This is a genomic window from Kitasatospora sp. McL0602, from assembly GCF_052076145.1.
GTDB lineage: Bacteria > Actinomycetota > Actinomycetes > Streptomycetales > Streptomycetaceae > Kitasatospora.
The window spans coordinates 6,895,569-6,921,385 of sequence record NZ_CP197246.1 but is presented as its reverse complement, the minus strand read 5'-3'; the positions used below and the strand labels follow the sequence as shown (position 1 = coordinate 6,921,385).

Annotated in this window: 24 protein-coding genes, 1 pseudogene and 1 riboswitch; of the genes and pseudogenes, 8 read left to right on the top strand and 17 right to left on the bottom strand. The window is 73.2% G+C overall.

The annotated features are described in order from the left end of the window. Positions 1–3 precede the first annotated feature (3 nt). From ispH to ispG, 3 genes and pseudogenes are all read left to right on the top strand, one after another. Positions 4–932: pseudogene (gene ispH, locus ACR68M_RS31305) on the top strand (4-hydroxy-3-methylbut-2-enyl diphosphate reductase). Further along, complete coding sequence (locus tag ACR68M_RS31300) at positions 929–2,755, top strand: 1-deoxy-D-xylulose-5-phosphate synthase (protein ID WP_441247520.1); 1,827 nt, start codon at positions 929–931, stop codon at positions 2,753–2,755. Before ispH ends, ACR68M_RS31300 begins: the two are co-directional and overlap by 4 nt. After that, positions 2,752–3,852, top strand: a complete 1,101-nt coding sequence (ispG, locus tag ACR68M_RS31295) for a flavodoxin-dependent (E)-4-hydroxy-3-methylbut-2-enyl-diphosphate synthase (protein ID WP_441247519.1) — start codon at positions 2,752–2,754, stop codon at positions 3,850–3,852. The genes ACR68M_RS31300 and ispG overlap by 4 nt, the downstream gene beginning before the upstream one ends. Here ispG and ACR68M_RS31290 read toward each other — a convergent pair. Together ACR68M_RS31290 and ACR68M_RS31285 are read right to left on the bottom strand one after the other, a co-directional pair. Next, positions 3,836–5,050 (bottom strand): CynX/NimT family MFS transporter, encoded by a 1,215-nt coding sequence (locus tag ACR68M_RS31290; RefSeq protein ID WP_441247518.1) that lies wholly within the window; start codon positions 5,048–5,050, stop codon positions 3,836–3,838. The two genes, ispG and ACR68M_RS31290, sit on opposite strands and share 17 nt — an antisense overlap. 11 nt (positions 5,051–5,061) lie before the next feature. Further along, positions 5,062–6,084, bottom strand: coding sequence for a hypothetical protein (locus ACR68M_RS31285; protein ID WP_441247517.1), 1,023 nt, complete (start codon positions 6,082–6,084; stop codon positions 5,062–5,064). Positions 6,085–6,225: 141 nt separating this feature from the next. Between ACR68M_RS31285 and ACR68M_RS31280 the strand changes: the two genes are divergently transcribed. Next, complete coding sequence (locus ACR68M_RS31280) at positions 6,226–6,579, top strand: hypothetical protein (protein WP_441247516.1); 354 nt, start codon at positions 6,226–6,228, stop codon at positions 6,577–6,579. Between the two features lie 5 nt (positions 6,580–6,584). Here ACR68M_RS31280 and ACR68M_RS31275 read toward each other — a convergent pair whose 3' ends face one another. From ACR68M_RS31275 to ACR68M_RS31245, 7 genes are all read right to left on the bottom strand, one after another. Beyond that, positions 6,585–7,013 carry a PH domain-containing protein gene (locus ACR68M_RS31275; protein WP_441247515.1) on the bottom strand — a complete coding sequence of 143 codons (429 nt, stop codon included), beginning with the start codon at positions 7,011–7,013 and terminating at the stop codon, positions 6,585–6,587. Between the two features lie 95 nt (positions 7,014–7,108). Beyond that, a complete protein-coding gene (gene hisG, locus ACR68M_RS31270) occupies positions 7,109–7,957 on the bottom strand; it encodes an ATP phosphoribosyltransferase (RefSeq protein WP_441247514.1) in 849 nt (282 codons plus the stop codon). Between the two features lie 52 nt (positions 7,958–8,009). Then, positions 8,010–8,282: a phosphoribosyl-ATP diphosphatase gene (locus ACR68M_RS31265; protein ID WP_441247513.1), complete on the bottom strand. Its 273-nt coding sequence runs from the start codon at positions 8,280–8,282 to the stop codon at positions 8,010–8,012. Between the two features lie 92 nt (positions 8,283–8,374). Beyond that, complete coding sequence (gene ribH, locus ACR68M_RS31260; RefSeq protein WP_441247512.1) at positions 8,375–8,860, bottom strand: 6,7-dimethyl-8-ribityllumazine synthase; 486 nt, start codon at positions 8,858–8,860, stop codon at positions 8,375–8,377. Between the two features lie 28 nt (positions 8,861–8,888). Next, positions 8,889–10,181, bottom strand: coding sequence for a bifunctional 3,4-dihydroxy-2-butanone-4-phosphate synthase/GTP cyclohydrolase II (locus ACR68M_RS31255; RefSeq protein ID WP_441247511.1), 1,293 nt, complete (start codon positions 10,179–10,181; stop codon positions 8,889–8,891). Then, positions 10,178–10,765, bottom strand: coding sequence for a nicotinamide mononucleotide transporter family protein (locus ACR68M_RS31250; protein WP_441251761.1), 588 nt, complete (start codon positions 10,763–10,765; stop codon positions 10,178–10,180). Before ACR68M_RS31250 ends, ACR68M_RS31255 begins: the two co-directional genes overlap by 4 nt. A gap of 56 nt (positions 10,766–10,821) precedes the next feature. Further along, positions 10,822–11,505 carry a riboflavin synthase gene (locus ACR68M_RS31245; protein ID WP_441247510.1) on the bottom strand — a complete coding sequence of 228 codons (684 nt, stop codon included), beginning with the start codon at positions 11,503–11,505 and terminating at the stop codon, positions 10,822–10,824. 193 nt (positions 11,506–11,698) lie between these two features. Further along, positions 11,699–11,826: riboswitch (FMN riboswitch) on the bottom strand. 164 nt (positions 11,827–11,990) lie between these two features. On the opposite strand from ACR68M_RS31245, the gene ACR68M_RS31240 reads away from it, so the two are divergent. After that, positions 11,991–12,665: an MSMEG_1061 family FMN-dependent PPOX-type flavoprotein gene (locus ACR68M_RS31240; protein WP_441247509.1), complete on the top strand. Its 675-nt coding sequence runs from the start codon at positions 11,991–11,993 to the stop codon at positions 12,663–12,665. Here ACR68M_RS31240 and ACR68M_RS31235 read toward each other — a convergent pair. After that, the gene (locus tag ACR68M_RS31235) at positions 12,656–13,453 is read right to left on the bottom strand and encodes a 4'-phosphopantetheinyl transferase family protein (protein WP_441247508.1); all 798 of its coding nucleotides are present in this window, start codon (positions 13,451–13,453) and stop codon (positions 12,656–12,658) included. The two genes, ACR68M_RS31240 and ACR68M_RS31235, sit on opposite strands and share 10 nt — an antisense overlap. A gap of 1 nt (position 13,454) precedes the next feature. Next, entirely contained in the window at positions 13,455–15,155 is a 1,701-nt protein-coding gene (locus ACR68M_RS31230; protein WP_441247507.1) for an acyl-CoA dehydrogenase family protein, read from the bottom strand. A gap of 185 nt (positions 15,156–15,340) precedes the next feature. Here ACR68M_RS31230 and ACR68M_RS31225 point away from each other — a divergent pair, with 185 nt between their 5' ends. After that, the gene (locus ACR68M_RS31225) at positions 15,341–15,595 is read left to right on the top strand and encodes a hypothetical protein (RefSeq protein ID WP_441247506.1); all 255 of its coding nucleotides are present in this window, start codon (positions 15,341–15,343) and stop codon (positions 15,593–15,595) included. 62 nt (positions 15,596–15,657) lie between these two features. Then, positions 15,658–16,218 carry a hypothetical protein gene (locus ACR68M_RS31220; RefSeq protein WP_441247505.1) on the top strand — a complete coding sequence of 187 codons (561 nt, stop codon included), beginning with the start codon at positions 15,658–15,660 and terminating at the stop codon, positions 16,216–16,218. Between the two features lie 7 nt (positions 16,219–16,225). Here ACR68M_RS31220 and meaB read toward each other — a convergent pair whose 3' ends face one another. The 4 genes from meaB to metG all read right to left on the bottom strand — a co-directional run bounded on the left by meaB (position 16,226) and on the right by metG (position 23,162). Continuing rightward, entirely contained in the window at positions 16,226–17,212 is a 987-nt protein-coding gene (meaB, locus tag ACR68M_RS31215) for a methylmalonyl Co-A mutase-associated GTPase MeaB (protein WP_441247504.1), read from the bottom strand. 3 nt (positions 17,213–17,215) lie between these two features. Beyond that, positions 17,216–19,417 (bottom strand): methylmalonyl-CoA mutase, encoded by a 2,202-nt coding sequence (gene scpA, locus ACR68M_RS31210; RefSeq protein WP_441247503.1) that lies wholly within the window; start codon positions 19,415–19,417, stop codon positions 17,216–17,218. Next, positions 19,417–21,273 carry a methylmalonyl-CoA mutase small subunit gene (mutA, locus tag ACR68M_RS31205; RefSeq protein ID WP_441247502.1) on the bottom strand — a complete coding sequence of 619 codons (1,857 nt, stop codon included), beginning with the start codon at positions 21,271–21,273 and terminating at the stop codon, positions 19,417–19,419. Before mutA ends, scpA begins: the two co-directional genes overlap by 1 nt. 149 nt (positions 21,274–21,422) lie before the next feature. Next, positions 21,423–23,162, bottom strand: coding sequence for a methionine--tRNA ligase (metG, locus tag ACR68M_RS31200; protein WP_441247501.1), 1,740 nt, complete (start codon positions 23,160–23,162; stop codon positions 21,423–21,425). 186 nt (positions 23,163–23,348) lie between these two features. Between metG and ACR68M_RS31195 the strand changes: the two genes are divergently transcribed. Further along, positions 23,349–24,359 (top strand): LacI family DNA-binding transcriptional regulator, encoded by a 1,011-nt coding sequence (locus ACR68M_RS31195; RefSeq protein WP_441247500.1) that lies wholly within the window; start codon positions 23,349–23,351, stop codon positions 24,357–24,359. A gap of 4 nt (positions 24,360–24,363) precedes the next feature. Here ACR68M_RS31195 and ACR68M_RS31190 read toward each other — a convergent pair whose 3' ends face one another. Together ACR68M_RS31190 and ACR68M_RS31185 are read right to left on the bottom strand one after the other, a co-directional pair. After that, positions 24,364–24,969, bottom strand: a complete 606-nt coding sequence (locus ACR68M_RS31190) for an HdeD family acid-resistance protein (protein WP_441247499.1) — start codon at positions 24,967–24,969, stop codon at positions 24,364–24,366. 92 nt (positions 24,970–25,061) lie between these two features. Further along, positions 25,062–25,610, bottom strand: coding sequence for a GlcG/HbpS family heme-binding protein (locus tag ACR68M_RS31185; RefSeq protein WP_441247498.1), 549 nt, complete (start codon positions 25,608–25,610; stop codon positions 25,062–25,064). Between the last annotated feature and the right edge of the window lie 207 nt (positions 25,611–25,817).

Here is a 25,817-nt window from a genome sequence, read left to right as displayed (position 1 = left end):
ACCGTGCTGCTCGCCGCGCCGCGCTCGTTCTGCGCCGGGGTCGAGCGCACCATCGACGCCGTCGAGCGGCTGCTGGACGCGCCGGGGCGCAGCGAACCCGTCTACGTGCGCAAGCAGATCGTCCACAACACCCACGTGGTCGCCGGCTGGCGGGGCGCGGCGCGGTCTTCGTCGAGGAGTTGGACGAGGTGCCCGAGGGGGCGACGGTGGTCTTCTCCGCGCACGGGGTCTCGCCGGAGGTCCGGCGGCAGGCCGCCGCGCGGCAGCTCACCGTGGTCGACGCGACCTGCCCGCTGGTGACGAAGGTGCACTCCGAGGCGAAACGATTCGCCGCACGCGGCGACACGGTCGTCCTGATCGGCCACGCCGGACATGAGGAGGTCGAGGGCACCCTAGGCGAGGCCCCGGAGGTCACCGTCCTGATCGACTCCGCCGCCGGGGCCGCCGCGCTCCGGCTGCCGGACGGGAGCCGGGTCTCCTACCTCACCCAGACCACCCTGGCGCTGGACGAGACCGAGGAGGTGGTCGACGCCCTCCGGCGGCGCTTCCCGCTGCTCCAGGGCCCGGCCGGGGCGGACATCTGCTACGCCACCACCAACCGGCAGCTGGCCGTCGAGGCCGTCGCCGACCGCTCCGACCTGCTGCTCGTGGTCGGCTCGCCGAACTCCTCCAACTCCGTCCGGATGGTCGAGGTCGCGCGGCGGCGCGGCCGGGCGGCCCACCTGATCGAGGACGCCGCCGCCATCGACCCGGCCTGGCTGACGGGCGCCCGCACCATCGGCCTGTCGGCGGGTGCCTCGGCTCCCCCGGCGCTCGTCGACGGGGTGGTCGAGGCGCTGCGCCGCCTCGGCCCGGTCACTGTCGAGGAGCACACCACGACGGTGGAGACCATCGCCTTCGCACCGCCCGCACCAGTGAGGGACCAGCCATGACCACCGCCGTCACCAGTCCGATCCTTGCAGAGCTGACCGGCCCCGAGCAGCTCAGGCAGCTGCCCGCCGCCGCACTGCCCGCGCTCGCCGAGCAGATCCGCACCCTGCTGATCGAGAAGGTCAGCGCGGCGGGCGGGCACCTCGGCCCGAACCTCGGCGTGGTCGAGCTCACCCTCGCCCTGCACCGGGTCTTCCACTCCCCCCGCGACACCCTGCTCTTCGACACCGGCCACCAGGCCTACGTGCACAAGATGCTGACGGGCCGCCAGCACGAGTTCGACGGTCTCCGCCGCTCGGGCGGCCTCTCCGGCTACCCGTGCGCCGCCGAGTCCGTCCACGACGTGATCGAGAACAGTCACGCCTCCAGCGCCCTCGCCCACGCCGACGGCCTGGCCAAGGCGTACGAGCTGACCGGCAGCGCCGACCGGGCGGTCGTCGCCCTGGTCGGTGACGGCGCGCTGACCGGCGGCATGGCGTACGAGGCGCTGAACAACATCGGGGCCGCGCCGCACCGGCCGGTGATCGTGCTGCTCAACGACAACGGCCGCTCGTACGCACCCACGGCGGGCGCCGTCGCCGCGCACCTCGCCGCGCTGCGGGCGGGCCCGCCGGGCGGCCCGAACCTGTTCGAGCAGTTGGGCCTCGCCTATCTCGGCCCGGTCGACGGCCACGACCTGCCCGCGCTGGAGCAGGCGCTGCGCCGCGCCCGCGAGCTGGGCAGACCGGTGCTGGTGCACGCGGTCACCGTCAAGGGCCGGGGCTACCGGCCCGCCGAGCAGGACGAGGCGGAGCGGATGCACGCCGTCGGCGTCATCGACCCGGCCACCGGACGGGCCCCCGGCGCCCCCGCGCCGACCTGGACGGACGTGTTCGGCGCCGAGCTGGCGGCCCAGGGCGAGCGCCGCCCCGACCTGGTCGCGATCACCGCCGCGATGCCCGGCCCGACCGGGCTGGCCGCCTTCGCCGAGCGCTTCCCCCACCGCTTCCACGACGTCGGCATCGCCGAGCAGCACGCCGTCGCCAGCGCCGCAGGGCTGGCCCGCGCGGGCGCCCGGCCGGTGGTGGCGGTGTACTCGACCTTCCTGAACCGCGCCTACGACCAGCTGCTGATGGACGTCGCCCTGCACCGGCTGCCCGTCACCTTCGTCCTGGACCGGGCCGGGATCACCGGCCCCGACGGGCCCAGCCACCACGGCATGTGGGACGTCTCGCTGCTCGCGAGTGTCCCCGGCCTGCGGCTCGCCGTGCCGCGCGACCCGGCCGGGCTGCGGGCGCTGCTCGGCGAGGCCCTGGACGAGACCGCCGGGCCGACGGCACTGCGCTTCCCCAAGGCCGCCGCCGGGCCCGACCTGCCCGCGCTGGAGCGCACCGGGCCGGTGGACGTGCTCGTCCGCTCGGCCGCCCGGGAGGTGCTGCTGGTGCCGGTCGGGCCGCTCGCCGCCGAGTGCGTCGAGGCCGCCCACCACCTCGCGGGCACCGGCGTCGGCGTGACCGTCGCGGATCCGCGCTGGGTGCTGCCGGTGCCACGGGAGATCGTCTCGCTCGCCGCCCGGCACCGGCTGGTGGTCACCGCCGAGGACGGCCTGCGCAGCGGCGGCGTCGGCGCCGCGATCGCCCGGACGCTGGCCGACGCCGCCGTCACCACACCCGTCGTCTCGCTCGGCCTGCCCGCACGGTTCGTCGGACACGGCACCCGGGCCGAACTGCTGGCCGCCGCCGGGCTGACCGCGAAGGGCATCGTGCACGCGACCCTGTGCGCCCGCGCCGGCTACCCGAGCCCGCAGCACGCCCCGCACCAACACCGTCCCGAGGGGCCACGATGAGCGCCGTACCCGTCCAGCTCGGCCCGCCGGGGCCCGCCCGCCGTCCGACCCGCCGCATCCAGGTCGGCTCCGTCGCCGTCGGCGGCGGCGCCCCGATCTCGGTGCAGACCATGACCACCACCGTCACCGCCGACGTGGACGCGACCCTCCAGCAGATCGCCGAGATCACGGCGGCGGGCTGCGAGATCGTCCGGGTCGCCGTCCCCTCGCAGGACGACGCCGAGGCGCTGGCGGAGATCGCCCGCAAGTCGCCCATCCCGGTGATCGCGGACATCCACTTCCAGCCCCGGTACGTCTTCGCCGCGATCGACGCGGGCTGTGCGGCGGTCCGGGTCAACCCGGGCAACATCAAGGCCTTCGACGACAAGGTCCGGGAGATCGCCCAGGCCGCGGCAGCCGCCGGGGTGCCGATCCGGATCGGCGTCAACGCGGGCTCGCTGGACCGTCGGCTGCTCGCCAAGTACGGCCGGGCGACCCCGGAGGCCCTGGTCGAGTCGGCGCTCTGGGAGTGCTCGCTCTTCGAGGAGCACGGCTTCCGGGAGCTCAAGATCGCGGTGAAGCACCACGACCCGCGCGTGATGATCGCCGCGTACCGGCTGCTCGCCGAGCGGTGCGACTACCCGCTGCACCTGGGGGTGACCGAGGCGGGCCCGGCCTTCCAGGGCGCGATCAAGTCCGCCGTCGCCTTCGGCATCCTGCTGCACGCCGGCATCGGCGACACCATCCGGGTCTCGCTCTCCGCCTCGCCCGTCGAGCAGGTCAAGGCGGGCAACCACATCCTCCAGTCGCTGGGGCTGCGCCCGCGCCGTCTGGAGATCGTCTCCTGCCCCGGCTGCGGCCGGCTCCAGGTCGACATCCACCGGCTGGCCCAGCAGGTCGAGGCGGCCTTCGAGGGCTTCCCGATCCCGCTGCGGGTCGCGGTGATGGGCTGCGTCGTCAACGGCCCCGGCGAATCCCGCGAGGCCGATCTCGGCGTCTCCTCCGGCAACGGGAAGGGGCAGATCTTCGTCCGGGGCGAGGTCGTCCGGACCGTCCCGGAGGGCCGCATCGTCGAGGCGCTGCTGGAGGAGGCCCTCCGGCTCACCGAACCGGGGTAGCCCGCCGGGCGGGCCCGCCGACGGCGACGCCGGGGTGCACGAAACCCGGCCGGGCGGCCAGCAGGCCGGAGACGGTCTCCGGCACCACCAGGGCGAGCAGGAGCAGCAGCGCGGCCGTCCAGCCGCCGGTGGCGGTGTGCACCAGGCCGACCGTCAACGGGCCGACACCGGCCAGCAGGTAGCCGGTGGTCTGGGCCAGGCCGGAGAGCCGGGCGGCGACCGAGGGGTCGGGCGAGCGCAGGCTCAGCAGGGTGACGGCCAGGGGGAAGGAGCTGCCGGTGGAGAGCCCGAGTACGGCGACCCAGAGCCACCCGGCCTGCGGCGCGAGCAGGATGCCGCCCAGGCCCACCGCCATCGCGGCGGTCACCGCGACGACCAGCGGCCGCTGGTCGCGCAGCCGGGCGGCGAGCACCGGGACGACGAAGCCCAGCGGGATGCCGGTGGTCATCATGACCGAGACCATCGTCCCGGCCTCGGCCGCGCTGTATCCGTGGGCCCGCATGATCTCGGGCAGCCAGGCCGTCAGCACGTAGAACAGCAGCGAGACCACGCCCAGGAAGCCCGCCACCGACCAGGCGCGCCGCGACCGACGCAGCGACACCTGGGCGGGCGCGGCCGGGCGAGCCCCGGGTGCCCGCCGCCGGCGGCCGCGGAGCGCGAGCGGGCCCCACAGCAGCGTCGCGGCCAGCGAGGGGACGGCCCACACCGCGAGCGCGACCCGCCACCCGGCGGCGTCGGCCAGCGGGACGGCGACCCCGGCGGCGAGCGCGCCGCTCGCCGCCATCACCGTCATCGCCAACCCGGTGACGAGCCCGACGCGTTCGGCGAAGTGCTCCTTGACGAACGCCGGGACGAGCACGTTGCCGACGGCGAGGCCCGCCCCCGCCAGCACCGTGCCGCCGAACAGCGCCGCCGTGCCGGGGACGACCCGCAGCAGCAGGCCCGCCGTGATCACGCCGAGCGCGGCCGTGACGGTCGCCTCCGTGCCCAACCGGCAGGCCAGCACCGGCGCGAGGGAGGCGAAGACGCCCAGGCAGAGCACCGGCAGCGTGCTCAGTACGCTCACCGCCACCCCGCCCAGGCCGGTGGCGGCCCGCACCTCGTCGAGCACGGGTGAGAGGGAGGTGATCGCCGTCCGCAGATTGGCCGTCAGCAGGACGAGGCCGACGAGCAGCCACGACCTGGTCGCCAGGCTCATCCCGGGCCCGCCTACGCCTGCGCGCGCGCAGCGGCCCGCACGGCCGCCCTCTTGTCCTGGAAGGGGCAGGCCAGTTGCTCCTGGATCGCCTCCGAGAGCAGGTCCTGCTTGCCCTTGAGCGCGTCCGCGATCTCCTGGTCGACAGGGAACACCAGCTCCGCCGCGACGTTGTCCTGCACGATCCGCGCGAGGTTGTCGAGCGCCGTGCCGACGGGGTCGGCGGGCAGCTCGGCGGTCGGCAGGTCGATCAGGTGGCTGTCCACGGCCGACGGGTCCATGAACTGCCTGATGATGATGGTGTTCTGGTTCAGTACCGACGTCGTCCAGATCGACAGCACGACGGTGTAGAGGCCCTTCCAGTCCTCCTCACCGACCTTCTCCCGCCACCGCCGCATGATCGCCTCCACCCCGGCGATCTGGGCCTTGGCCGCGTGGTCCATGTTGGTCCGGATGTCGCGGTACACGCTGCCCGTGAAGTCCGTGAACGACTCGATGCCGAACGAGCCGCGCTCGACGGACTCCCCGATGAAGGCCAGCGCCGCATCGAGGATCCGGCCGGAGGAGGCCACCAGCTCGGCCGGCAGGTCCGCCGCGCCGAGCTGCCGACGGGCGGCGCACAGCGTCCCCGCGAAGTCCTGCAGCGGCCCGATCCAGCCGCCGCCCTCGGGCCCCTTCAGGTACGGCGCGAGGATCGCGAAAGTCCCCAGCGGCACATGGGCGATCGACTTCGCGAGCTCGAACTCCTCGGCGACGGGCTCCAGTTCCTCCCGCTCCCCGTTGTGGATCAGCGTGTACCGGCCGCCCAGCGAGTCGTTCTGCACCACGATCACCGGGCTGAGGTGGTCGATCAGATCGACCTTGAGCGCGGCGTAGTTGCGCCGCATGTCCACGTTGACCGCGAAGACCGCCTCCCGAGCCCGCCGCACCGGGTCGGACCGGAACGCGACCATCTGCTCGTCGTGCGGATCGATGTCCCGGGCGTGGTCGTTCGCGGTATCCGGCTCGGGGGTCCAGGTGTTCTGCGAGGTACCCATCATGCTCCTAGGTCACTGGAACGGACGGGCCTCACACTCCCCGTCCCGACGTCCCAGCCGTAAGGGCCGCTCGTCCCGGACCGGACCGACGGGGCAGGACAGGGCACGGCGGACCGGGCGCGGCGGGAGTACCTTGATGCGGTGGACGAACCGACAGTGCCCACGGCGGGTATGACGATCAGTGTCCGGACGCGGCAGGACGTGGTGGTCGTCGATCCGGAGCGCTTCCTCGCCACGGCCCGCGAGGCCTTCCGCGAGCTCTACCCCGACATCCCCGAGGCGGACGTGGCCGAGCACGTCCGCGATGTCCCCGACGCCGTCTTCGTCCTGCTGGAGCGCTTCGGCGAGCTTGCGGGCGAGGCCCCGGACGGGCTCTCGTCGGCGGGTGAGCTGAAGCGGGTCGTGTTCGACGACCCGCTTCAGCTGAAGGATTACGGCTGTTTCCTGCCGGCGGACCCGTTCGCCCTGCCACCGGACACGTCCGAGCGTCCGTGACCGGGTCAGGCGGCCCGGGGGGCGTCGACCAGGTCGCGCAGGGTGCGGGCGGCGGCGATGGCCTGCTCCCGGCCGCCTGCGGTCTGGATGCCGACGGCGGCGAGGGCGGTGCCGTCGGAGAGGTCGAGGACCACCCACGGGTCGCCCTGGCGGAAGTTGACGTGGACGATCTCCGCCCAGGCCAGGCGGCGGGTGCGGACGAAGTTGACGACCGTCACGCCCTCGGCGTCGGCGCTCACCCGGGGACGGGCCAGCATCAGGCCGACGGAGGCGAAGACCGCGCCGCAGAAGACCATCGCGATGCGGTCGTTGAGCTGCCAGTTGGAGGGCAGGGCGAAGGCGATCACGACGAAGACCGTCAGCAGCACGCCGCAGAGCGACAGCAGGACGGCCCGGTTGCGGCGCGGGGCCCAGGTGACGGGGAGGTCGGACACGACGGGCGGTACTCCAGGAGAAAGCCCGGACGGGAGCCGCGAAGGCTCCCGCCCGGTAGGTCGGTCAAGCGGTCGATCAAGTGTCGATCAGGAGGTCAGAGACGGCAGGCGTGGATGTTGGTGACCAGGATGGCCCGCGCACCGATGCCCCACAGGTCGTCCATGATCCGCTGGGCCTCCTTGCGGAGCACCATCGAGCGGACGGCGACCCAGCCCTCGGTGTGCAGCGGCGAGACGGTCGGCGACTCCAGGCCGGGGGTGAGCGCGACGGCGGCGGTCACGTTCTCGGCCCGGATGTCGTAGTCCATCAGCACGTAGCGGCGGGCGACCAGCACGCCCTGGAGGCGCCGGAGGAAGCCGTCCACCGCCGCGTCCTCGCCCGCACCCTTGGGGCGGATGACGACGGCGTCGGAGATCATGATCGGCTCGCCGAAGATCTCCAGACCGGCGTTGCGCAGGCTGGTGCCGGTCTCCACCACGTCCGCGATCACGTCGGCGACGCCGAGCTGCACGGCCGTCTCCACGGCGCCGTCCAGCTTGGTGACCGTCGCCTTGACGCCCTGCTCGGCCAGGTGCTGCTCGACCAGGCCGGTGTAGGAGGTGGCGATCCGCAGCCCCTCCAGGCCCTGGACGTCCGAGACCTGGGTGCCGAGCGGGCGGGCGAAGCGGAAGGTCGAGCCGCCGAAGCCGAGCGCGAGCACCTCCTCGGCGTCCGAGGCCGAGTCCAGCAGCAGGTCGCGGCCGGTGATGCCGATGTCGAGTCGGCCGGAGCCGACGTACACGGCGATGTCGCGCGGGCGGAGGAAGAAGAACTCGACCTGGTTCTCCGGGTCGACGAGGACGAGCTCCTTCGGGTCCTTGCGCTGCCGGTAGCCGGCCTCATGGAGCATCTCCGCCGCAGGACCCGAGAGCGAACCCTTGTTGGGAACGGCGATGCGCAGCATGAGAGATGAGTCCTTCGGGTCGGTGGTGGGAGAGAACGGAGCGGAGGCGGGCTCAGAGATGGGAGTACACGTCGTCGAGGGTCAGGCCCTTGGCGACCATCATCACCTGAAGGTGGTAGAGGAGCTGCGAGATCTCCTCCGCCGTCTCCTGGTCGGACTGGTACTCGGCGGCCATCCAGACCTCGGCGGCCTCCTCGACGACCTTCTTGCCGATCGCATGGACGCCCTGCTGGACGAGCTGCGCGGTGCGGGAGGACGAGGGGTCGCCGGTGGCGGCCTTCTGCTGGAGCTCGGTGAACAGCTCCTCGAATGTCTTCGAAGCCATGATGTGCCCACCTTACGGGGTGCCGGCTGACCGGCGGTAAACAGTCCCGGACCGTGGACGGTCGTCTGGACAACGGTCAGCCGGACAACTGGCTACCGCCAGGGCTCGGAGACGGCCCGCAGGGTCGCGGCGGTGGCGACGGCGGCGGTGACGGCCTCGTGGCCCTTGTCCTCGGCCGAGCCGGGCAGGCCTGCGCGGTCGAGCGCCTGCTCCTCGTTGTCGCAGGTCAGCACGCCGAAGCCGACCGGCACGCCGGTGCTGACGCTGACCTCGGTGAGGCCGATGGTCGCCGCCTGGCAGACGTAGTCGAAGTGCGGCGTGCCGCCCCGGATGACGACGCCGAGCGCCACCACGGCGTCGTAGCCGCGCGCGGCCAGCACCTTGGCGGCGACGGGGAGCTCGAAGGTGCCGGGGACGCGCACGATCGTCGGCTCGTCGATGCCGAGTTCCTTCAGGGCGCGCTCGGCGCCGTTCAACAGGCCGTCCATCACCTGGTCGTGCCACTGCGCGGCGATCACCGCGACCCGCAGGTCGGCGCAGTTCTTGACGGTCAGCTCGGGGGCTCCGTGGCCGCTCACGTCGGTGTTTCCTCTCGCAGAAGGGTGATCAGGAGTTGGTGGTGTCGTCGAGCCAGGGCAGCTCGTGGCCCATCCGGTCGCGCTTGGTGCGCAGGTACGCGGCGTTGTGCTCGCCGGGTGCGACGGCGACGGCGCGGCGGCCGTGGACGTGCAGGCCGTGCTCGGTGAGCGCGGCGAGCTTGTCCGGGTTGTTGGTCAGCAGCGTCAGCGAGCGGACGCCGAGGTCGGTGAGCATCTGGGCGCCGATGCTGTAGTCGCGGGCGTCGGCCGGCAGCCCGAGTTCGAGGTTGGCGTCGACGGTGTCGCGGCCCTGCTCCTGGAGCTCGTACGCGCGGAGCTTGTGGCTGAGGCCGATGCCGCGCCCCTCGTGGCCGCGCAGGTAGAGCACCACGCCGCGACCGGCGGCGGTGACCTCGGCGAGCGAGGCCTGCAGCTGCGGGCCGCAGTCGCAGCGCAGCGAGCCGAAGACGTCGCCGGTGAGGCACTCGGAGTGGACCCGGACGAGGACGTCCTCGCCGTCGGGCAGGCGGCCGGCGTCGTCGAGGCCGCCCGCGATCAGCGCGAGGTGCTCGACGCCGTCGATGGTGCCCTTGTAGCCGACGGCGGTGAAAGCGCCGTGGGCGGTGGGCAGGGTGGTGACGGCGGCGCGGGCGACGTGCAGCTCGGTGCGGCGGCGGTAGGCGATCAGGTCCTCGATCGAGATGATCGCCAGGCCGTGCTCACGGGCGAAGGCGACCAGCTCGGGCAGCCGGGCCATGGTGCCGTCGTCGTTGACGACCTCGGCGATCGCCCCGGCGGGCGCGAGCCCGGCGAGCCGGGCCAGGTCGACGGCGGCCTCGGTGTGGCCGGGGCGCACCAGCACGCCGCCCTCGACGGCACGCAGCGGGAAGACGTGGCCGGGGCGGGTCAGGTCGCCGGGCTCGGTCGCCTCGGTGGCGAGCAGCCGGACGGTGCGGGCCCGGTCGGCGGCCGAGATGCCGGTGTCGACACCGTCGCGGGCGTCGACCGAGACGGCGTACGCGGTGCCCTTGCGGTCCTCGTTGACGGCCGTCATCGGGGGCAGCTTGAGGCGGTCGAGCTCGTCGCCGGTCATCGGCACGCAGATCACGCCGGAGCTGTAGCGGATGGTGAAGGCCATCAGCTCGGCGGTGGCGGCGGAGGCGGCGAAGACGATGTCGCCCTCGTTCTCGCGGTCCTCGTCGTCGACGACGATCACCGGGCGGCCGAGCGCGATGTCGGTGATGGCGTGCTCGACGGGGTCGAGGGCGAGCGCGTCGCCGGGGAGGCCTTCGCTGACGTCATGGACGGGCTGGATGGTCATGCCGTGGCTCCCTGCAGGACGGTGTCGGTCGCGGGACGGGCGGTGCGGGTGCGCAGGTACCAGGAGCGCATCCCGAGCAGCACCAGGACGAAGTAGATGACGTACGTGAGGCCGGAGAAGCTGTAGCCGCTGCTGAAGGCGAGCGGCACGCCGACCACGTCGACGGCGATCCAGGCGAACCAGAACTCGATCCAGCCCTTGCCCTGGGCGAACATCGCGGCCAGCGTGCCGACGAAGATGTAGGCGTCGGCCCAGGGGTTCCAGGAGAGCTCGGGGACGGCCAGGAAGAGCCCCGCGACGGCGGCGGTGCCGAGCGCGGTGGCGGCGGCCAGCAGACCGCGCTCGCGCCAGGTCGCGAAGCGGACGGCGATCTCGCCGGTCTCCCTGCGGCTGTGCTGCCAGCGGCTCCAGCCCCACAGGGCGGCGGCGATCACGATCAGCTGCTTGCCGATCAGGCCGGGCACGTGGCCGGAGAAGTACGCGGCGATCAGCACCAGACCGGAGAGCAGCTGGACGGGCCAGCTGACCACCGAGCGGCGCCAGCCGAGGGCGAGGGCGCCGAGGCCGAGCAGGTTGCCGATCATGTCGGCCCACTTCACCTGCTCGCCGAAGGCGGTGAAGGCTATGCCGGAGAGCCAGTTCACTCGGTGCCCCCGGTGGTGTTCGCCGCGACGGCGGTGAGGTCGGTCGGCAGCGTACGGCTGTCGAGCAGGCGCTCGACGTACTTCGCGAGGACGTCGACCTCCAGGTTGACGGGCTCGCCGACGGCCTTGGCACCGAGCGTGGTCATCGCCAGGGTGGCCGGGATGAGGCTGACGGAGAAGCTGTCGGCAGCGGCGTCGACGACGGTGAGGCTGACCCCGTCGATGGTGATCGAGCCCTTCTCGACCAGGTACCGGCTGATGCTCGCGGGGAGGCTGAAGCGCAGCACCTCCCAGCGCGGCACCCCGTCGGAGTCGAGATCCCCGGGGGCGCGGGAGAGCAGGCTGCCGGTGGCGTCGACGTGGCCCTGCACGAGGTGGCCGCCGAGCCGGGCGCCGAGCGCCATCGCGCGCTCCAGGTTGACCCGGGAGCCGGGGGCGAGGGCGCCGAGGCTGGAGCGGTGCAGCGTCTCGGCCATCACGTCGGCGCTGAACTCGCCGCTCTGCCGGGCGAGTTGGTCGGCACTGTCGAGGACGGTGAGGCAGACGCCGTTGACCGCGATCGAGTCGCCGTGGCGCGCGTCGGAACAGACCAGCGGGCCACGCAGGCGGATACGGGAGGACTCGCCGATCTCCTCGATGGAGACGACCTCGCCGAGCTCTTCGATGATGCCGGTGAACACCCGGGTTCTCCTCGCGCTTGGGGCGCGGACTCCGGGGATGGCATGGGATGAGGACACGGGACGGCGGACGCCGGGAGCACGGCTCAGGACCACCCCCCGGACAACGGCTACGCCGAGACCGGAAAAGAGAGCTCTCCCTACCGCACACACCTGCGACACGACTCCGGAGAGCCGTGGACACTGCCGAACCGCCCGCGCACGCCTCCCATCCGGACTTTAACCGTCGGTCCAGGAATTTCACCTGGTCAACCGGCCGCTGGCTGCGGACGGGTCGCGGACTGTAACCGCCGGTTCGGATTTTCACCGACCCCGGAGTGCGCTGAACGTCACTGCTACTGCCGTCATCATGCCACGGCCCGGGGTGTTCCCGGGAGGGGTGATCGGCTGTGTCCTGCTTCACTCCCCGGCACGGAATACCTCCGCACCGTCGACGGCACGGAAATCCCCATGTCGCGGGGGCTGCCGGTGGGCTAGATTGCGGCCACGTGACCACTGCATCGCCTGAAATCCCCAGCACCGCGCGCCTCTTCGACGCCCTCGCCGCCAACGCCCTTCGTACCCCCGCCGATCTGCGCGAGGTCTACGAGCAGCCGGGCGAGAACGCCCGGCGCAAACAAGTCGACCACATCAACGACACCGCACGGCAGTTGATCGCCTGCTCGGCCCTGGTGATGGTCGCCACCGTAGACGCCGAGGGCCGCTGCGACGTCTCTCCGCGCGGCGGCCCCGCCGGCCTGGTCAGCGTGCTGGACGAGCACACCCTGGCGATCCCGGACGCGACGGGCAACAAGCGGCTCGACTCGCTCCAGAACATCGTCGAGACCGGCCGGGCCGGGCTGCTCTTCGTGATCCCCGGCCGCGACACCACCCTGCGGGTCAACGGGCGGGCCTGCGTCTCCACCGACCCCGAGCTGCTCCGCCAGCTCCAGGCCGTCGGCAAGCCGCCGCGCAGCGCGATCGTGCTGCACGTCGAGGAGGTCTACGGCCACTGCCCGAAGGCCTTCCTGCGCGCCTCCGCCTGGAAGCCCGAGCAGTGGCTCGCCCGCGACGCCGCCCCCAGCTCCGCCCAGGTCACCCTCTCCCACCTCGCCCTCCCCGGGCTGACGGTCGAGATGATCGAGCAGGACGAACGGGACGCGCTCCTCCACCGCTACGAGTGACCCTGGGCGGCCCGCACCGCCTCGACGATGTCCGGGTCCAGGACGGTGGCGGGGCCGACCCCCTCGAAGGCCTCGGACACCGCGAGGCTCACCAGGTAGCCCTCGTCCAGGGTGTGGCTGGCGAACTGCCACTCCGTCCCCGCCCTCGGCCGGCCGTCCGGCCACCGCAGGCGGGGTCGGTCGCCGTCGAGGTCGAAGCCGAACTGGGTGAACGGGAAGCGCATGCCCTGCCCGATCGCCTTGCTGTACGCCTCCTTGAGCGTCCAGAGCCGCAGCAGCGCCGGGCCCCGAGCCGGCTCCGGCAGCTCCTTCAGGGCAGCCCGCTCGGCCGGGCTGCACACCACCACGGCCGTGGCCTCGTGCACCTCCCGGGTGGCGCTCTCGACGTCCGTGCCGACCGCCCCGCGCCGGGAGACGCCGACCACCACGAGGTCCTCGGTGTGGCTCAGGCTGATGCCCAGCCGCCCGACGCCCCTGATGTACACCCCGCCGTGCGGGCGGTGGGCGAGCTCCAGCTCCTCCGGCACCGCGCCGACCACCGCACCGGCGACGTGCTTGAGGAAACGCCGGGAGGCCGCGAAGCCCAGGCGCGCCGCCTTGCTGTCGAAGGCCAGGTACCGGGCGGTCTCGCGGCCGAGCAGCCGCTCCAGGCTGCCCTCCCCCGGGCCCGGGGCCTGCCAGTCGGCGACCGTGCCGTAGGCGACGGCGGTGCCGTCGAGCCGCACCGCGTCGAACAGCGGCTCCCACGGGCCGCCGGGGCCCGCGATCCTGACCGGTCCGGAGGCCATCTCAGGCCCCCAGCGGCTGGCCGTGCAGGTCATGGGCACGGCCTTGGTGGAAGCGGTCCAGCGCCTCGGCGGCGACGCGCTCGACTGCCTCGCCGTCCGCGAGCCGTACCGGGTGCTCCAGACGGCTGAGCAGCCTGGACAGCGCCAGCGCCACCCAGTGCGGCTCGGCGACGAAGCCGCCCGGCAGCTGCCGCCAGACGCCCAGGCAGGCCGCCGCCGTCTGGAGCAGCGCGAACCGCTCCCCCAGCGCGAAGGCGGGGGTGCCGCTCTCCTCCTCGGGCAGCGCCGCGCAGTCCTTCTGCAGGGCCCGCAGCTCGTCCGCCAGTGCCCCGGCCAGGGGGGCGAGCGGGCCGTCGGCCAGCTCGGCCTCCGCCCGCAGCAGCTGGCCGCCGACCGGGTCCTCGTCGGCGGCGAGCGCCAGGCGGTCGAAGACCAGCGGCGGCAGCTCGCCGTCGAGCCGGAACAGCTCCTGCGGCGGCGCGGCCGGGCTGTCGCGCCGGGCCAGCATCGGCAGCTGCGGCACGATGGTGGCCAGGCAGCACGGGGTGCCCGGGTAGGTGGGGTGCACCAGGCGCAGGTCACGCTGCGCCTTCCCGAACATGCCGTACGGGCCCCAGGTGCAGAAGGACTCCGCGCCGAGCACCGCCGAGAGGTCCTGGAGCGCGTCGAGCATCAGCTGCGGGGCGATGTACTTGGCGGCGGCGGCGAGCAGGCTGGTCCGCTCCGGCAGCAGGTGCAGCGCCCGGTTGGCGACGGTCAGCACGCAGTCGGCCGCCAGCAGGTCGGCGAAGGCCCCGGCGACGGCGTCGCGGCGGCGGTTGTCGCCGAGCGGGCGGCCGTTGCGGGCGGGCGAGTCGACGGTGAAGGCGAGCGCGGTGCGCAGCGCCGCCTCGGCGGTGCCCAGCGCCATCGCGGGCAGCGCGCTGCGGGTGATCTGGAGCGCGCCGAGCAGGGCCCGGGTGCCGTCGCCGAGGGCCGCGTCGGCGGGCACCCGGAGCTGGTCGAGGTGCAGCCCGCCGGTCTCGCCGCCCCTGGCGCCCTCGCTGAGCACCCGGGGCAGTCGGCGGGCCGCCCGGTCGGCGAGCAGGCCGGGCCCGAGCAGCTGGGCGGTGAGCCCGGTGCTGGTGAGCCCGTCGCCGGTGCGCGCGTACGCCACGACGGTGTCCGCCCGGCCGATGCCGTGGACGCCGCGCCTGGTGCCGTCGAGCAGCAGGCCGCCGTCGGCCTCGGGGATGGCGGTGAACTCGGCGGCCCGGCCGTCCTCCTCGTCGAGCTCAAGGTCGAAGTCGGGCTCGAAGTCCGGCTCCGCGACGGCGAGCCGACCGCCGCGCAGCAGCGTCTCGGCGACAGCGAGCCGCTGCGACTCACTGCCCTGCAGCCAGACCGGCAGGGCGGCGGCGAAGGAGCCCGCCGCCGTGCCGTACCCGAGTGCGAAGTCCCGCCGGAAGACCGGGCGCAGCACCCTGACCAGCCCGTCGACCCCGGCGAGGCGCCCGCCGAGGGCGGTCGGCACGAACTCCGCCGTCACCCCGAAGGCGGTCAGCAACTCCTCGCCACCGGCCGGGAGTTCGTACTTCTCATCGGCGCCCAGCACGGCGCTGTCGCCCAGCGGGTTGGCGCGGTCGGCGGGCGCGCCGAGCAGCCGTTCCAACTCGGCGGCCCGGAGGGACGGTGCGGATGCGAAGGGCTGCTGGGTCACCATGGACCGAACCTAGGTCACCCGGGGTGACGATACCGAGCTTTTCGCTCACACTTCGTCACCTCCGGCTAGCCGGGCGGGCCCTCGCGCCCGTCAACGCCCCATGGGCAAACTGGTGTTGGCGGTCCAGACTGGACGGACGCCCGGGGGCGCGGCAGGGAGCCGGGCGAGGGCGCAGGGGAGCGCCGGTGGAGCCGTACTTCTTCCTCAGCTACGCGAGGGCCGACGACGACGGCGAGGCGATCGCCCGATTCCACCACGACCCGGGCAGCAGCAGCCTCACGGCACGCTCGAACCTCGCCCTGGACCTGGACGGAGCCACCACCCTGCGCGACCGGTGCGCCCGGGAGGCTCCGGCCACCCTCGGCCCGGACCACCCGATCTCCCGCGCCGCCCGGTCGGGCCTCCGGCTGGAGGTACAGGTCGAGCCCCTGATGACCTGACCGGGAACCGAGGTGAGCACCGCACCGTCCGATCGCCACTGACCACCGGAACGGGGAGAGAGATGACAGGACGACAGCTGTACGCAAGAGGCGCACTGGTAGTGGCGCTGGGCCTGGCCATGGCCGGGTGCGGCGGGCCGGACACGCAGCCGCAGCCGCTGCCCCCGACCGTCGGGGTCACCGACGCTGCCTGCCCGGCCGCTCCGGTGCGGACGCCGGTCTCGACCGGGCTCCTGGACCTGGACCGGGAGCTCGTGCCGCTGGAGGCCGACCACCTGCACCTGTGCGCGTACGGGCCCACAAACGTCACCGACGCCGTGCACGTGGCGCTGATGGGCCAGGCCGACTTCTCCGACCGGGCCGCCGTCGAGCCGCTGCGCTCGGCGCTGAACGAGCTGCCTCGGCTTCAGAAGGGGGCGTACAACTGCCCGGCCGACCGTGGCTTGGTCGTCGTGCTGACCTTCTCCCGGGCGGCCACGGGACAGGCGGTCGAGGTGGCCGAAAACGCCACGGGCTGCGGCGGTTTCAGCAACGGCCACTTCTCGACCGCCACCTCCGCCGAGGCCGAGCGGCTGCTCCGGCCCATGCTCCCCGCCGCCTACGTCGCGTTGATCCCGCACTGAGAGCCGCTCAGTAGGGCCGGAAGCTCGCCAGGATCTGTTCGGCGGCCAGCGTCGCGGTGAGCGTGCCCTCGCGGACCTGGGACTCCAACTCGGGGGTGAGGCGGCGCACTTCGGGGTCGGCGTGCAGCCGGGCGAGCAGCTGGTCGTGCACCGTCGCCCAGAGCCAGTCGACCTGCTGGTCGCGCCGCTTGGCGGCCAGCGCGCCGGTGGCGTCGAGGATTTGGCGGTGCTGCTGGAGTCGCTCCCAGAGCACGTCCAGGCCCACGCCGCCCAGGCCGCTGCAGGTCAGGACGGGCGGGGTCCAGGCCGCGTCGGGGGCCTGGAGCAGGCGCAGCGCTCCGGTGAGTTCGCGGGCGGCGGCGCGGGCGTCCAGCTCGTGCGGGCCGTCGGCCTTGTTAACGGCGACGATGTCGGCGAGCTCCAGGACGCCCTTCTTGATGCCCTGGAGCTGGTCGCCGGTGCGGGCCAGGGTGAGCAGCAGGAAGGTGTCGACCATCTGCGCGACGGTCGTCTCGGACTGGCCGACACCGACGGTCTCGACCAGCACCACGTCGTACCCGGCGGCCTCCATCACGACCATGCTCTCGCGGGTCGCCTTCGCCACCCCGCCGAGGGTGCCGGAGGTCGGCGAGGGCCGGACGAACGCCGCCGGGTCGACGGCCAGGCGCTCCATCCGGGTCTTGTCACCGAGGATGGAGCCGCCGGTACGGGTCGAGGTCGGGTCGACGGCGAGCACCGCGACGCGGTGGCCGAGGCCGGTGAGCATCGAGCCGAAGGTGTCGATGAAGGTCGACTTGCCGACGCCGGGCACGCCGGTGATGCCGACCCGGACGGCTCGGCCCGCGTGCGGGAGCAGCGCGACCAGCAGCTGCTGGGCGAGCGCCCGGTGGTCGGGCCGGGTGGATTCGACCAGGGTGACGGCCCGCGCGATGTAAGCGCGCGAGCCGTCCAGCACTCCCTGGACGTAGGCGTCCAGATCGATCGTGCGGGCCATCGGCTACAGCTCGTGGCCGAGAGTGGCGGCGAGCGTCGTCAGCAGGTCGTACGCCGCGTCCGGGATGACCGTGCCGGGCGGGAAGACGGCTGCGGCACCGGCCTCGCGAAGGGCCTCGAAGTCCTGCGGGGGGATGACCCCGCCGACCACGATGGTGATGTCCTCCCGTCCGGCGGCGGCGAGTTCGGCGCGCAGCGCGGGCACCAGGGTGAGGTGACCGGCCGCCAGCGAGTTGACGCCGACGATGTGCACGTCCGCCTCGACGGCCTGCCGGGCGACCTCGGCGGGGGTCTGGAAGAGCGGGCCGACGTCGACGGTGAAGCCGAGGTCGGCGAAGGCGGTGGCGATCACCTTCTGCCCCCGGTCGTGCCCGTCCTGGCCCATCTTGGCGACCAGGATGCGCGGGCGGCGGCCCTCCGCCTCCTCGAAGCGTTCGACCAGTTCGCGGGTGCGCTCCAGGGCGCCGGAGGGGCCTGCCTCGTCTCGGTACACACCGGAGATGGTACGGATCTGGCCGGAGTGCCGCCCGTACACCTTCTCCAGGGCGTCCGAGATCTCGCCGACGGTCGCCTTGGCGCGGGCCGCGTCGACGGCCAGCGCGAGCAGGTTGCCGTCCAGGCTGCCGTGCTGCGCGCCGGCCTCGGCGGAGGCGGTCAGGGCGCTCAGGGCGGCCTGGCAGGCGGCCTCGTCGCGCTCGGCGCGCAGGCGGCGGAGCTTCTCGACCTGCTGGGTGCGCACCGAGGAGTTGTCGACCTTGAGCACGTCGATCTGCTCGTCGGTCTCCACCCGGTACTTGTTGACGCCGATCACCGGCTGGCGGCCGGAGTCGATCCGCGCCTGGGTGCGGGCGGCGGCCTCCTCGACGCGCAGCTTCGGGATGCCCGCGTCGATGGCCTTGGCCATGCCGCCGGCCGCCTCGACCTCCTGGATGTGCTGCCAGGCCCGCGTCGCGAGGTCGTGGGTGAGCTTCTCGACGTAGGCGCTGCCGCCCCACGGGTCGATGACGCGGCAGGTGCCGGACTCCTGCTGGAGCAGCAGCTGCGTGTTGCGGGCGATCCGGGCGGAGAAGTCGGTCGGCAGCGCGAGCGCCTCGTCGAGGGCGTTGGTGTGCAGCGACTGGGTGTGGCCCTGGGTCGCGGCCATCGCCTCGACGCAGGTGCGGGTGACGTTGTTGAAGACGTCCTGCGCGGTGAGCGACCAGCCGGAGGTCTGCGAATGGGTGCGCAGCGACAGCGACTTGGGGTTCTTGGGGTCGAACTGCTTGACCAGCTTGGCCCAGAGCAGCCGGGCCGCGCGCAGCTTGGCGATCTCCATGAAGTAGTTCATGCCGATCGCCCAGAAGAAGGAGAGCCGGGGCGCGAAGGCGTCCACGTCCATCCCGGCGGCGATCCCGGCCCGCAGGTACTCCACGCCGTCGGCGAGGGTGTACGCGAGCTCCAGGTCGGCCGTGGCTCCGGCCTCCTGGATGTGGTAGCCGGAGATGGAGATGGAGTTGTAGCGCGGCATCTTCTGCGAGGTGTACGCGAAGATGTCGGAGATGATCCGCATCGAGGGCTGCGGCGGGTAGATGTAGGTGTTGCGGACCATGAACTCCTTGAGGATGTCGTTCTGGATCGTCCCCGCGAGCTGCTCCGGCTTCACCCCCTGCTCCTCGGCCGCGACGATGTAGAGCGCCAGGATCGGCAGCACCGCGCCGTTCATGGTCATCGACACCGACATCTTGTCCAGCGGGATGCCGTCGAAGAGCTGGCGCATGTCGTAGATCGAGTCGATCGCCACGCCCGCCATGCCGACGTCGCCGGTGACGCGCGGGTGGTCGCTGTCGTAGCCCCGGTGGGTGGGCAGGTCGAAGGCGACGGAGAGGCCCTTCTGACCGGCCGCCAGGTTACGGCGGTAGAAGGCGTTGGACTCCTCGGCGGTGGAGAAGCCCGCGTACTGGCGGACCGTCCACGGCTGGTTGACGTACATCGTCGGGTAGGGCCCGCGCAGGTACGGGGCGATGCCCGGGTAGGTGCCCAGGAAGTCGACGTCGGCGAGGTCATCGCCGGTGTAGAGCGGCTTGACGGCGATGCCCTCGGGGGTGTCCCAGCGCAGCTCGTCCGGCTCCTTGCCGGTGGCCTGCTGCCAGCCGGCCTGCCACTGCTGCTCGGTGGCCCCGGCGCCGGTGGCGCCGTCGAGGCCGATCTCGGTGAAGTCCGGGATCATCACGGTGCTCCGATCTCGTCGAGGACGGCGGTGAGGGTGGCGACGGCGTCGCTGCCCACGTGGACGAAGTCGTCCACCCCGGCCCGCTGGTACGCCTCCCGGTGCTCGCCGGGCTGCCCGGCGAGCAGGACGCGCCGGGCTCCGGCGGCCTTCAGGACGGCGGCGAACGTCTCCGCGTGCTCCACGTACAGCTTGTCACTGGAGCAGAGGCAGACGACGACGGCGCCACTGGCGGTGAAGGCCTCGGCGAGCGCGGCCGCGTCCGTCCCCTCGGCGGACGTGGTCGCGACGCCGCCGGCCTGGAGCAGGTTGGCGGCGAAGCTGGAGCGGCCGGTGTGGGCGGCCGCCGGGCCGATCGCGGCGAGGAACGCCTTGGGGCGCTCGCCGGTGGCCGCGAGGTGGGCGTCCGAGCGGGTGCGCAGTGCCTCGAAGGCGTCGGAGCGCCGGACCTTCGGCAGGCCGCCGCGGGGGGCCGCGGGGGCGGCCTCGCGGGTCAGCGGCTGCTCGGCGAGGTTCGGGAACTCGCTGACGCCGGTGATGGGTTCGCGGCGGTGCGCCAGCTCGGCGGAGCGCTCGGCCCAGGTCTCGGCGATCCGTGCCCCGACCAGCCCGGAGCGCAGTGCTGCGGCCTGGCCGCCCGCCTTCTCGATCTCCTGGAACCAGGCCCAGGCGGCCTGGGCGAGCTCCTCGGTGAGCTGCTCGACGTACCAGGAGCCGCCCGCCGGGTCGATCACCTTGGCGAGGTGGGACTCCTCCAGCAGGATCGCCTGGGTGTTGCGGGCGATCCGCCGGGCGAAGGCGTCGGGGAGGCCGACGGCGTCGTCGAAGGGCAGCACGGTGACGGCGTCGGCGCCGCCGAGGCCGGCCGCGAGGCAGGCGACGGTGGTGCGCAGCATGTTCACCCACGGGTCACGCGCGGTCATCATCACCGAGGAGGTGACGGCGTGCTGACACTGCGCCGCCTGAGGGCCCGTCACTCCGGAGACCTCGCCGACGCGGGCCCAGAGCCTGCGGGCGGCGCGCAGCTTGGCGATGGTGAGGAACTGGTCGGCGGTGGCGGCGTAGCGGAACTCCAGCTGCCCGGCGGCGTCGTCGACGCTCAGCCCGGCGGCGGTCAGCTCGCGCAGGTAGGCGACGCCGGTGGCCAGGGCGCAGCCCAGCTCCTGGGCGGTGGAGGCACCGGCCTCGTGGTACGGCAGGGCGTCGACGGTGAGGGCGCGCAGGCCCGGGTGCCCGTCGGCGGTGCGGCGGGCGAGCGCGGCGGCCTCGGTGAGCAGCCGGGCGGTGCGGCTGTCGTCGCCGGTGCGGGCGAGCAGGCCGAGCGGGTCGGCGCCGAGGGTGCCGGTGGGCTGCTCGTGCAGGGCGAGCAGCTGCTCGGCGGCGGCGGTGAACTCCTCGCCCGCGTCGAGGGCGACGGCGGCGAGGTCGAGGTAGACGCCGTCCAGCACCTGCGGGAGGGCCTCGACCGGGGTGCCGGTGGCGCCGACGTTCAGCCAGAGGCTGGTGACGCCGTTCTCCAGGTCGGCGAGCACGGCCTCGTTGGCGCGGCGCGGGTCGGGCTGGGCGTGGCGCTGGCGCACGTCCCAGCCGTCGACGGCCGAGCCCTGCGGGCGGCTGCCCCGGACGTACGGCGCGAAGCCGGGGTAGCCGGGGTCGGCGGCCGAGTCCGTCGCGGTGTACAGCGGGCGGACGCGGAGGCCGTCCGGGAGGCCGGTGCTGAGCGCGTCCTCGGCGTCGGTACCGGTTACGTCTGCGCCTGACTTGCGCAGGACGCCTTCGACGAGGCGCTGCCACTGCTCCCGGCTTGCATCCGGGAACTCGGCGGCCAGGGAGAGCCCTTCGGGCGGGACCGTCATGAGGGAAGGTTAGAGCCAGTTAACCTCCGCGCCACAGATCAAATCGGTGTGACCTTTCCCTCGCTGCACTCCCGGCGGTGCGGAGTGCCGCAGGTGGGAGGCCCTGCCGGGGCCGAGCGGGCGGCTCGGCCCCGGCAGCGGCCGGGTCGTCAGACCGCGTCCGGGTCGCCGCCGAAGCGCTCGCGGTAGCCGTCCAGGTCCTCGTCCGTGATCCGCGCGAAGAGCACCGGCGGGACGGTGAAGCCCACCCCGGCCGGGACGAAGTCCAGCGCCGCCGCCTGCTCCGGGCTCACCCAGGCCAGGCCCGTCGCCGGGGCGTCCGCCGCCAGGGCGAAGGAGCCGCGCATCGCCCGGCTGGTCGCCGGGATGAACGGCTCGGAGACCACCGAGTACAGGTAGATCAGGTTCATCGCGGTGCGCAGCGTGAGCGCCGCGCCCTCGGGGTCGGTCTTCACCTGCGTCCAGGGGGCCTTCTCGTCCAGGTACGAGTTGCCCGCGCTCCACAGCGCCCGCAGGCTCTGCGCCGACTTGCGGAAGTTGAGCGCCTCCAGGTGGCCCTCGTACTCCGCGAGCAGCTCGGCGATCTGCGCGCCGAGCCGCTCCTCCGCCTCGCCCGGGGCGCTGCCGACCGGGACGTCGTCGCCGAAACGCTTACGGCTGAACGTGAGCACCCGGTTGACGAAGTTCCCGAGGGTGTTGCCGAGGTCCTTGTTGACGACCGAGGCGAACAGCTCCCAGCTGAAGCTGGAGTCGTCCGACTCGGGGGCGTTCGCCATCAGGAAGTAGCGCCAGTAGTCGGCGGGCAGCAGTTCGAGCGCGACGTCGGTGAAGATGCCCCGGCGCTGGCTGGTGGAGAACTTGCCGCCGTAGTACGTCAGCCAGTTGAAGGCCTTGACGTAGTCGACCTTCTTCCACGGCTGGCGCGAGCCGATGATGGTGGCCGGGAACATCACCGTGTGGAAGGGGACGTTGTCCTTGGCCATGAACTCGGTGTAGCGGACGCTCTCGTCGGCCTCGTACCACCAGGACTTCCAGTCCCGCAGCTCGCCGGCCGGGGCGGCGTCCGACCACTCCTTGGTCGCGCCGATGTACTCGATCGGGGCGTCGAACCAGACGTAGAAGACCTTGCCCTCGGCGGCCAGCTCCGGCCAGACGTCGGCCGGGACGGGCACGCCCCACTCCAGGTCACGGGTGATCGCCCGGTCCTGGAGGCCCTCCGTCAGCCACTTGCGGGCGATCGAGGAGGCCAGCACCGGCCAGCTGTCGCCGTTCGCGGAGATCCACTCCTCGACCTCGCCGGTCAGCTTGGCCTGGAGCAGGAAGAGGTGCTTCGTGTCCCGCACCTCCAGGTCGGCGCTGCCGCTGATCGCCGAGCGGGCGTCGATCAGGTCGGTCGGGTCGAGCACGCGGGTGCAGTTCTCGCACTGGTCGCCGCGCGCCTTGTCGTAGCCGCAGTGCGGGCAGGTGCCGACGATGTAGCGGTCGGGCAGGAAGCGCTCGTCCGCGTTCGAGTACACCTGGCGGACGGCCCGCTCCTCGATGAAGCCGTTGGCCTGGAGCTCGCGGGCGATCTCCTGGGTGATCTCGCGGTTCTGCGGCGAGGAGCTGCGGCCGAAGTGGTCGAAGGAGAGCTCGAAGCCGTCGTACACGGCCTTCTGAGCGTCGTGCGCGGCGGCGCAGAACTCGGCGACGGGCAGCCCCGCCTCCTTGGCGGCCAACTCGGCCGGGGTGCCGTGCTCGTCGGTCGCACAGATGTACAGCACCTCGTGGCCGCGCTGGCGGAGGTAGCGGGAGTACACGTCGGCGGGGAGCATCGACCCGACCATGTTCCCCAGGTGCTTGATCCCGTTGATGTAGGGGAGGGCGCTGGTGATCAGGTGACGAGCCATCCTCGGATGCTCCTATGGGTCCAAGCGACGCCTCCACGCAGGAGCGCCGCGACGGGGCAGCTGGTTCTGCTGTGGGCAGGCCCATCCTACTCACCCCCACAGGCGTGACCGGCTGTTTTCCGGGGGCGTCCACCGGCTGTCCGACTGGCGGACACCGCCGTCCGGCCGGACGTGTAGGCTGCCCCGATGCCCAAGGTGACGCGTAACGAAGTGGCCCGCCGAGCGAACGTCTCGACGGCCGTCGTCAGCTATGTCATCAACAACGGCCCCCGGCCGGTCGCCCCCGCCACCCGCGAGCGGGTGCTGGCGGTCATCGAGGAGCTGGGCTACCGGCCCGACAGCATGGCGCAGGCGATGGCCCGCCGCCGGACCAACCTGATCGGGATGGTGCTGCCCGACGCGCGGCAGCCGTTCTTCGCCGAACTCGCGCACGCCGTCGAGCAGGCCGCGACCGAGCACGGCCGGCTCGTCCTGATCGGCAACTCCGACTACTCGGACGCCCGCGAGGACCACTACGTCCGCGAGTTCCTCGGCATGCGGGTCGACGGCCTGATCCTGATCAGCCAGATCCCGTCCAGCCGGGTCGCCGCCGAGATCGCCGACGACACCACCCGGGTCGTCCTGCTGCACCACCGCTCGGAGATCGCCGACAACGCCGCCGTCGTCACCGACGACTCCGGCGGCGCCGCCCTCGCCGTCCGCCACCTGCTCGGCCACGGCCACACCGCCGTCGCCTGCCTCGGCCGCACCCCCGGCGCGCTCGGCGTCCTCGACCCGGTGGCCGGCCGAGTCGCCGGCTGGGCCGCCACCATGGCCGACGCCGGGCTGCCGACCGACGGCCTGCTGGTCGACGCCCCCTACGGCCGGTCCGGTGCCTACGGCGTCGCGCTGGAGCTGCTGCGCCGCGCCGACCGCCCGAGCGCCGTCTTCTGCGCGACCGACGACCAGGCCATCGGCGTCCTGCGGGCCGCCCGCACGCTGGGCCTGCGCGTCCCGGAGCAGTTGGCCGTCGCCGCCTTCGACGACATCAAGCAGTCCGCCCTGGCCGACCCGCCGCTCACCACCGTCGCCGCCGACCGCGACGCGATGGCCCGCGCCGCGGTCGATCTCGCACTCGGCCTGGCCACCGGCTCCGAGCCGCTCTGGCGGTTCCCCGCCGAGCTGGTCGTCCGCCGCTCCTGCGGCTGCGGCGGCTGACGGGTCAGCTGTTGAGGTGACTGCGGATGCGCAGCGCCGTGAAGACCTCGACCAGGCCGACCGCGATCAGCCAGCAGCCGGTCAGGACGGTCAGCACGGTGACCGAGGTGAGCGGGGCGACCATCAGGACGACACCCGCCAGCACACCGACGACGCCCGCGAAGATCTGCCAGCCCCGGGCCGGCATGGCCGGGTCGGAGACGGCCGCCACGGTCTGGGTGATGCCGCGGAACAGCCAGCCGATGCCGATCCACAGGGCGAGTAGCAACACCGACTCCAGGGCGCTGCGGAAGCAGAGCAGGCCCAGCAGCACGCAGAGCCCGCCGGAGATGAACGCCATCACCCTCAGCGCCGTGGACACGTGGGTGCCGAACGCCGCGACGAGTTGCAGCACCCCGCTGACCAACAGGTAGAGCCCGAAGGCGATACCGACGACGAACAGCGTCGCCTTCGGCCAGACGAGGATCACCACGCCGAGCGCGAGAGCCGCCAGACCGGCGGCGAGGACCGCCTGCCAGGCGCTGCGCGCGAGCAGCGCGAAGTAGTCCCCGGGCTCGGGCTCGGGGTCGGGGTCGATCGGGCGGTGGCCGGGCTGCAGTCCAGAACTCATGCACCCATCCTTCGAGCGCCCGGTGGCGCCCGCCACTCGTACGCCCCGGGCAGGGGCCAGCAGGGCGTACGAGTGACGGGTGCCGGTGCCGGCTACCGCAGGGCGGCGAGGCCGGCCTGGGCGAACTGCTCGTCCAGATCGCCGCTGGGCGCGCCCGCGACACCGACGGCCGCGATCGGGGCACCCTTGGCCTGGACGGGGGCGCCGCCCGCGAGGAAGAGCGTGCCGGGGATGTCCTTCAGGTTCGGTGCCTGGGCGAGCCGCTTGGCCAGCTCGGAGGTCGGCGCGTTCCAGGAGACCGCCGTGTACGCCTTGCGCTCGGCCGACTCGGGCGACTGCGGGCCCGCGCCGTCGCCCTTCAGCAGCACCCGGGTGATGCCGTTGCGGTCGACGACGGCGACGCTCACGTGCTGGCCGCCCTTCTCGGCGGCGGCGAGTGCGGCCTGCGCGGCCTTGGTCGCGGCCTCGATGGTCAGCCCGGTGGTCTCCGTCAGCCCGGTGCCCCGGATCTCCGTCGCGCTCTTGGCCGCCGGGCTCGGCTGGTCCGCGTTGGCGGTGACGGCGCCGAAGGTGCCCGCCCCGAGCGCGGCCACGGCCACGGCTCCGGTCAGCACCCGGGTCCGCAGGGTCGTCTTCTTCATGGTCCAGCTCCTTGTCGTCGGCCCCGCGTCGGCGGCCTGCGTTGCGGTCTCTGCTTCGATCCTCGGCCCGCCGCAGCCGCCCGAGGGTCGGTGATCAAGCCCGACCCGGCGCCCCGGACGGCTGACGCCGGGGTCAGCCGATCGGCCGATGCGCAGCCCGCCCGAACCGGTACGGTGGCAGAGAAGCCGCAGGTCAGGAGAGGGAGA

Excerpts from the sequence above, each read along its gene's own strand:
- ACR68M_RS31190 (WP_441247499.1), bottom strand. The coding sequence starts at position 24,969 with ATGAGTTCTGGACTGCAGCCCGGCCACCGCCCGATCGACCCCGACCCC.
- ACR68M_RS31285 (WP_441247517.1), bottom strand. The coding sequence starts at position 6,084 with ATGGGTACCTCGCAGAACACCTGGACCCCCGAGCCGGATACCGCGAAC.
- ispG (WP_441247519.1), top strand. The coding sequence starts at position 2,752 with ATGAGCGCCGTACCCGTCCAGCTCGGCCCGCCGGGGCCCGCCCGCCGT.
- mutA (WP_441247502.1), bottom strand. The coding sequence starts at position 21,273 with ATGACGGTCCCGCCCGAAGGGCTCTCCCTGGCCGCCGAGTTCCCGGAT.
- ACR68M_RS31235 (WP_441247508.1), bottom strand. The coding sequence starts at position 13,453 with ATGGCCTCCGGACCGGTCAGGATCGCGGGCCCCGGCGGCCCGTGGGAG.
- ACR68M_RS31230 (WP_441247507.1), bottom strand. The coding sequence starts at position 15,155 with ATGGTGACCCAGCAGCCCTTCGCATCCGCACCGTCCCTCCGGGCCGCC.
- ACR68M_RS31250 (WP_441251761.1), bottom strand. The coding sequence starts at position 10,765 with ATGATCGGCAACCTGCTCGGCCTCGGCGCCCTCGCCCTCGGCTGGCGC.
- ACR68M_RS31185 (WP_441247498.1), bottom strand. The coding sequence starts at position 25,610 with ATGAAGAAGACGACCCTGCGGACCCGGGTGCTGACCGGAGCCGTGGCC.
- metG (WP_441247501.1), bottom strand. The coding sequence starts at position 23,162 with ATGGCTCGTCACCTGATCACCAGCGCCCTCCCCTACATCAACGGGATC.
- hisG (WP_441247514.1), bottom strand. The coding sequence starts at position 7,957 with ATGCTGCGCATCGCCGTTCCCAACAAGGGTTCGCTCTCGGGTCCTGCG.
- ACR68M_RS31300 (WP_441247520.1), top strand. The coding sequence starts at position 929 with ATGACCACCGCCGTCACCAGTCCGATCCTTGCAGAGCTGACCGGCCCC.
- ACR68M_RS31220 (WP_441247505.1), top strand. The coding sequence starts at position 15,658 with ATGACAGGACGACAGCTGTACGCAAGAGGCGCACTGGTAGTGGCGCTG.
- ACR68M_RS31290 (WP_441247518.1), bottom strand. The coding sequence starts at position 5,050 with ATGAGCCTGGCGACCAGGTCGTGGCTGCTCGTCGGCCTCGTCCTGCTG.
- ACR68M_RS31265 (WP_441247513.1), bottom strand. The coding sequence starts at position 8,282 with ATGGCTTCGAAGACATTCGAGGAGCTGTTCACCGAGCTCCAGCAGAAG.
- ACR68M_RS31195 (WP_441247500.1), top strand. The coding sequence starts at position 23,349 with ATGCCCAAGGTGACGCGTAACGAAGTGGCCCGCCGAGCGAACGTCTCG.
- meaB (WP_441247504.1), bottom strand. The coding sequence starts at position 17,212 with ATGGCCCGCACGATCGATCTGGACGCCTACGTCCAGGGAGTGCTGGAC.
- ACR68M_RS31255 (WP_441247511.1), bottom strand. The coding sequence starts at position 10,181 with ATGACCATCCAGCCCGTCCATGACGTCAGCGAAGGCCTCCCCGGCGAC.
- scpA (WP_441247503.1), bottom strand. The coding sequence starts at position 19,417 with ATGATCCCGGACTTCACCGAGATCGGCCTCGACGGCGCCACCGGCGCC.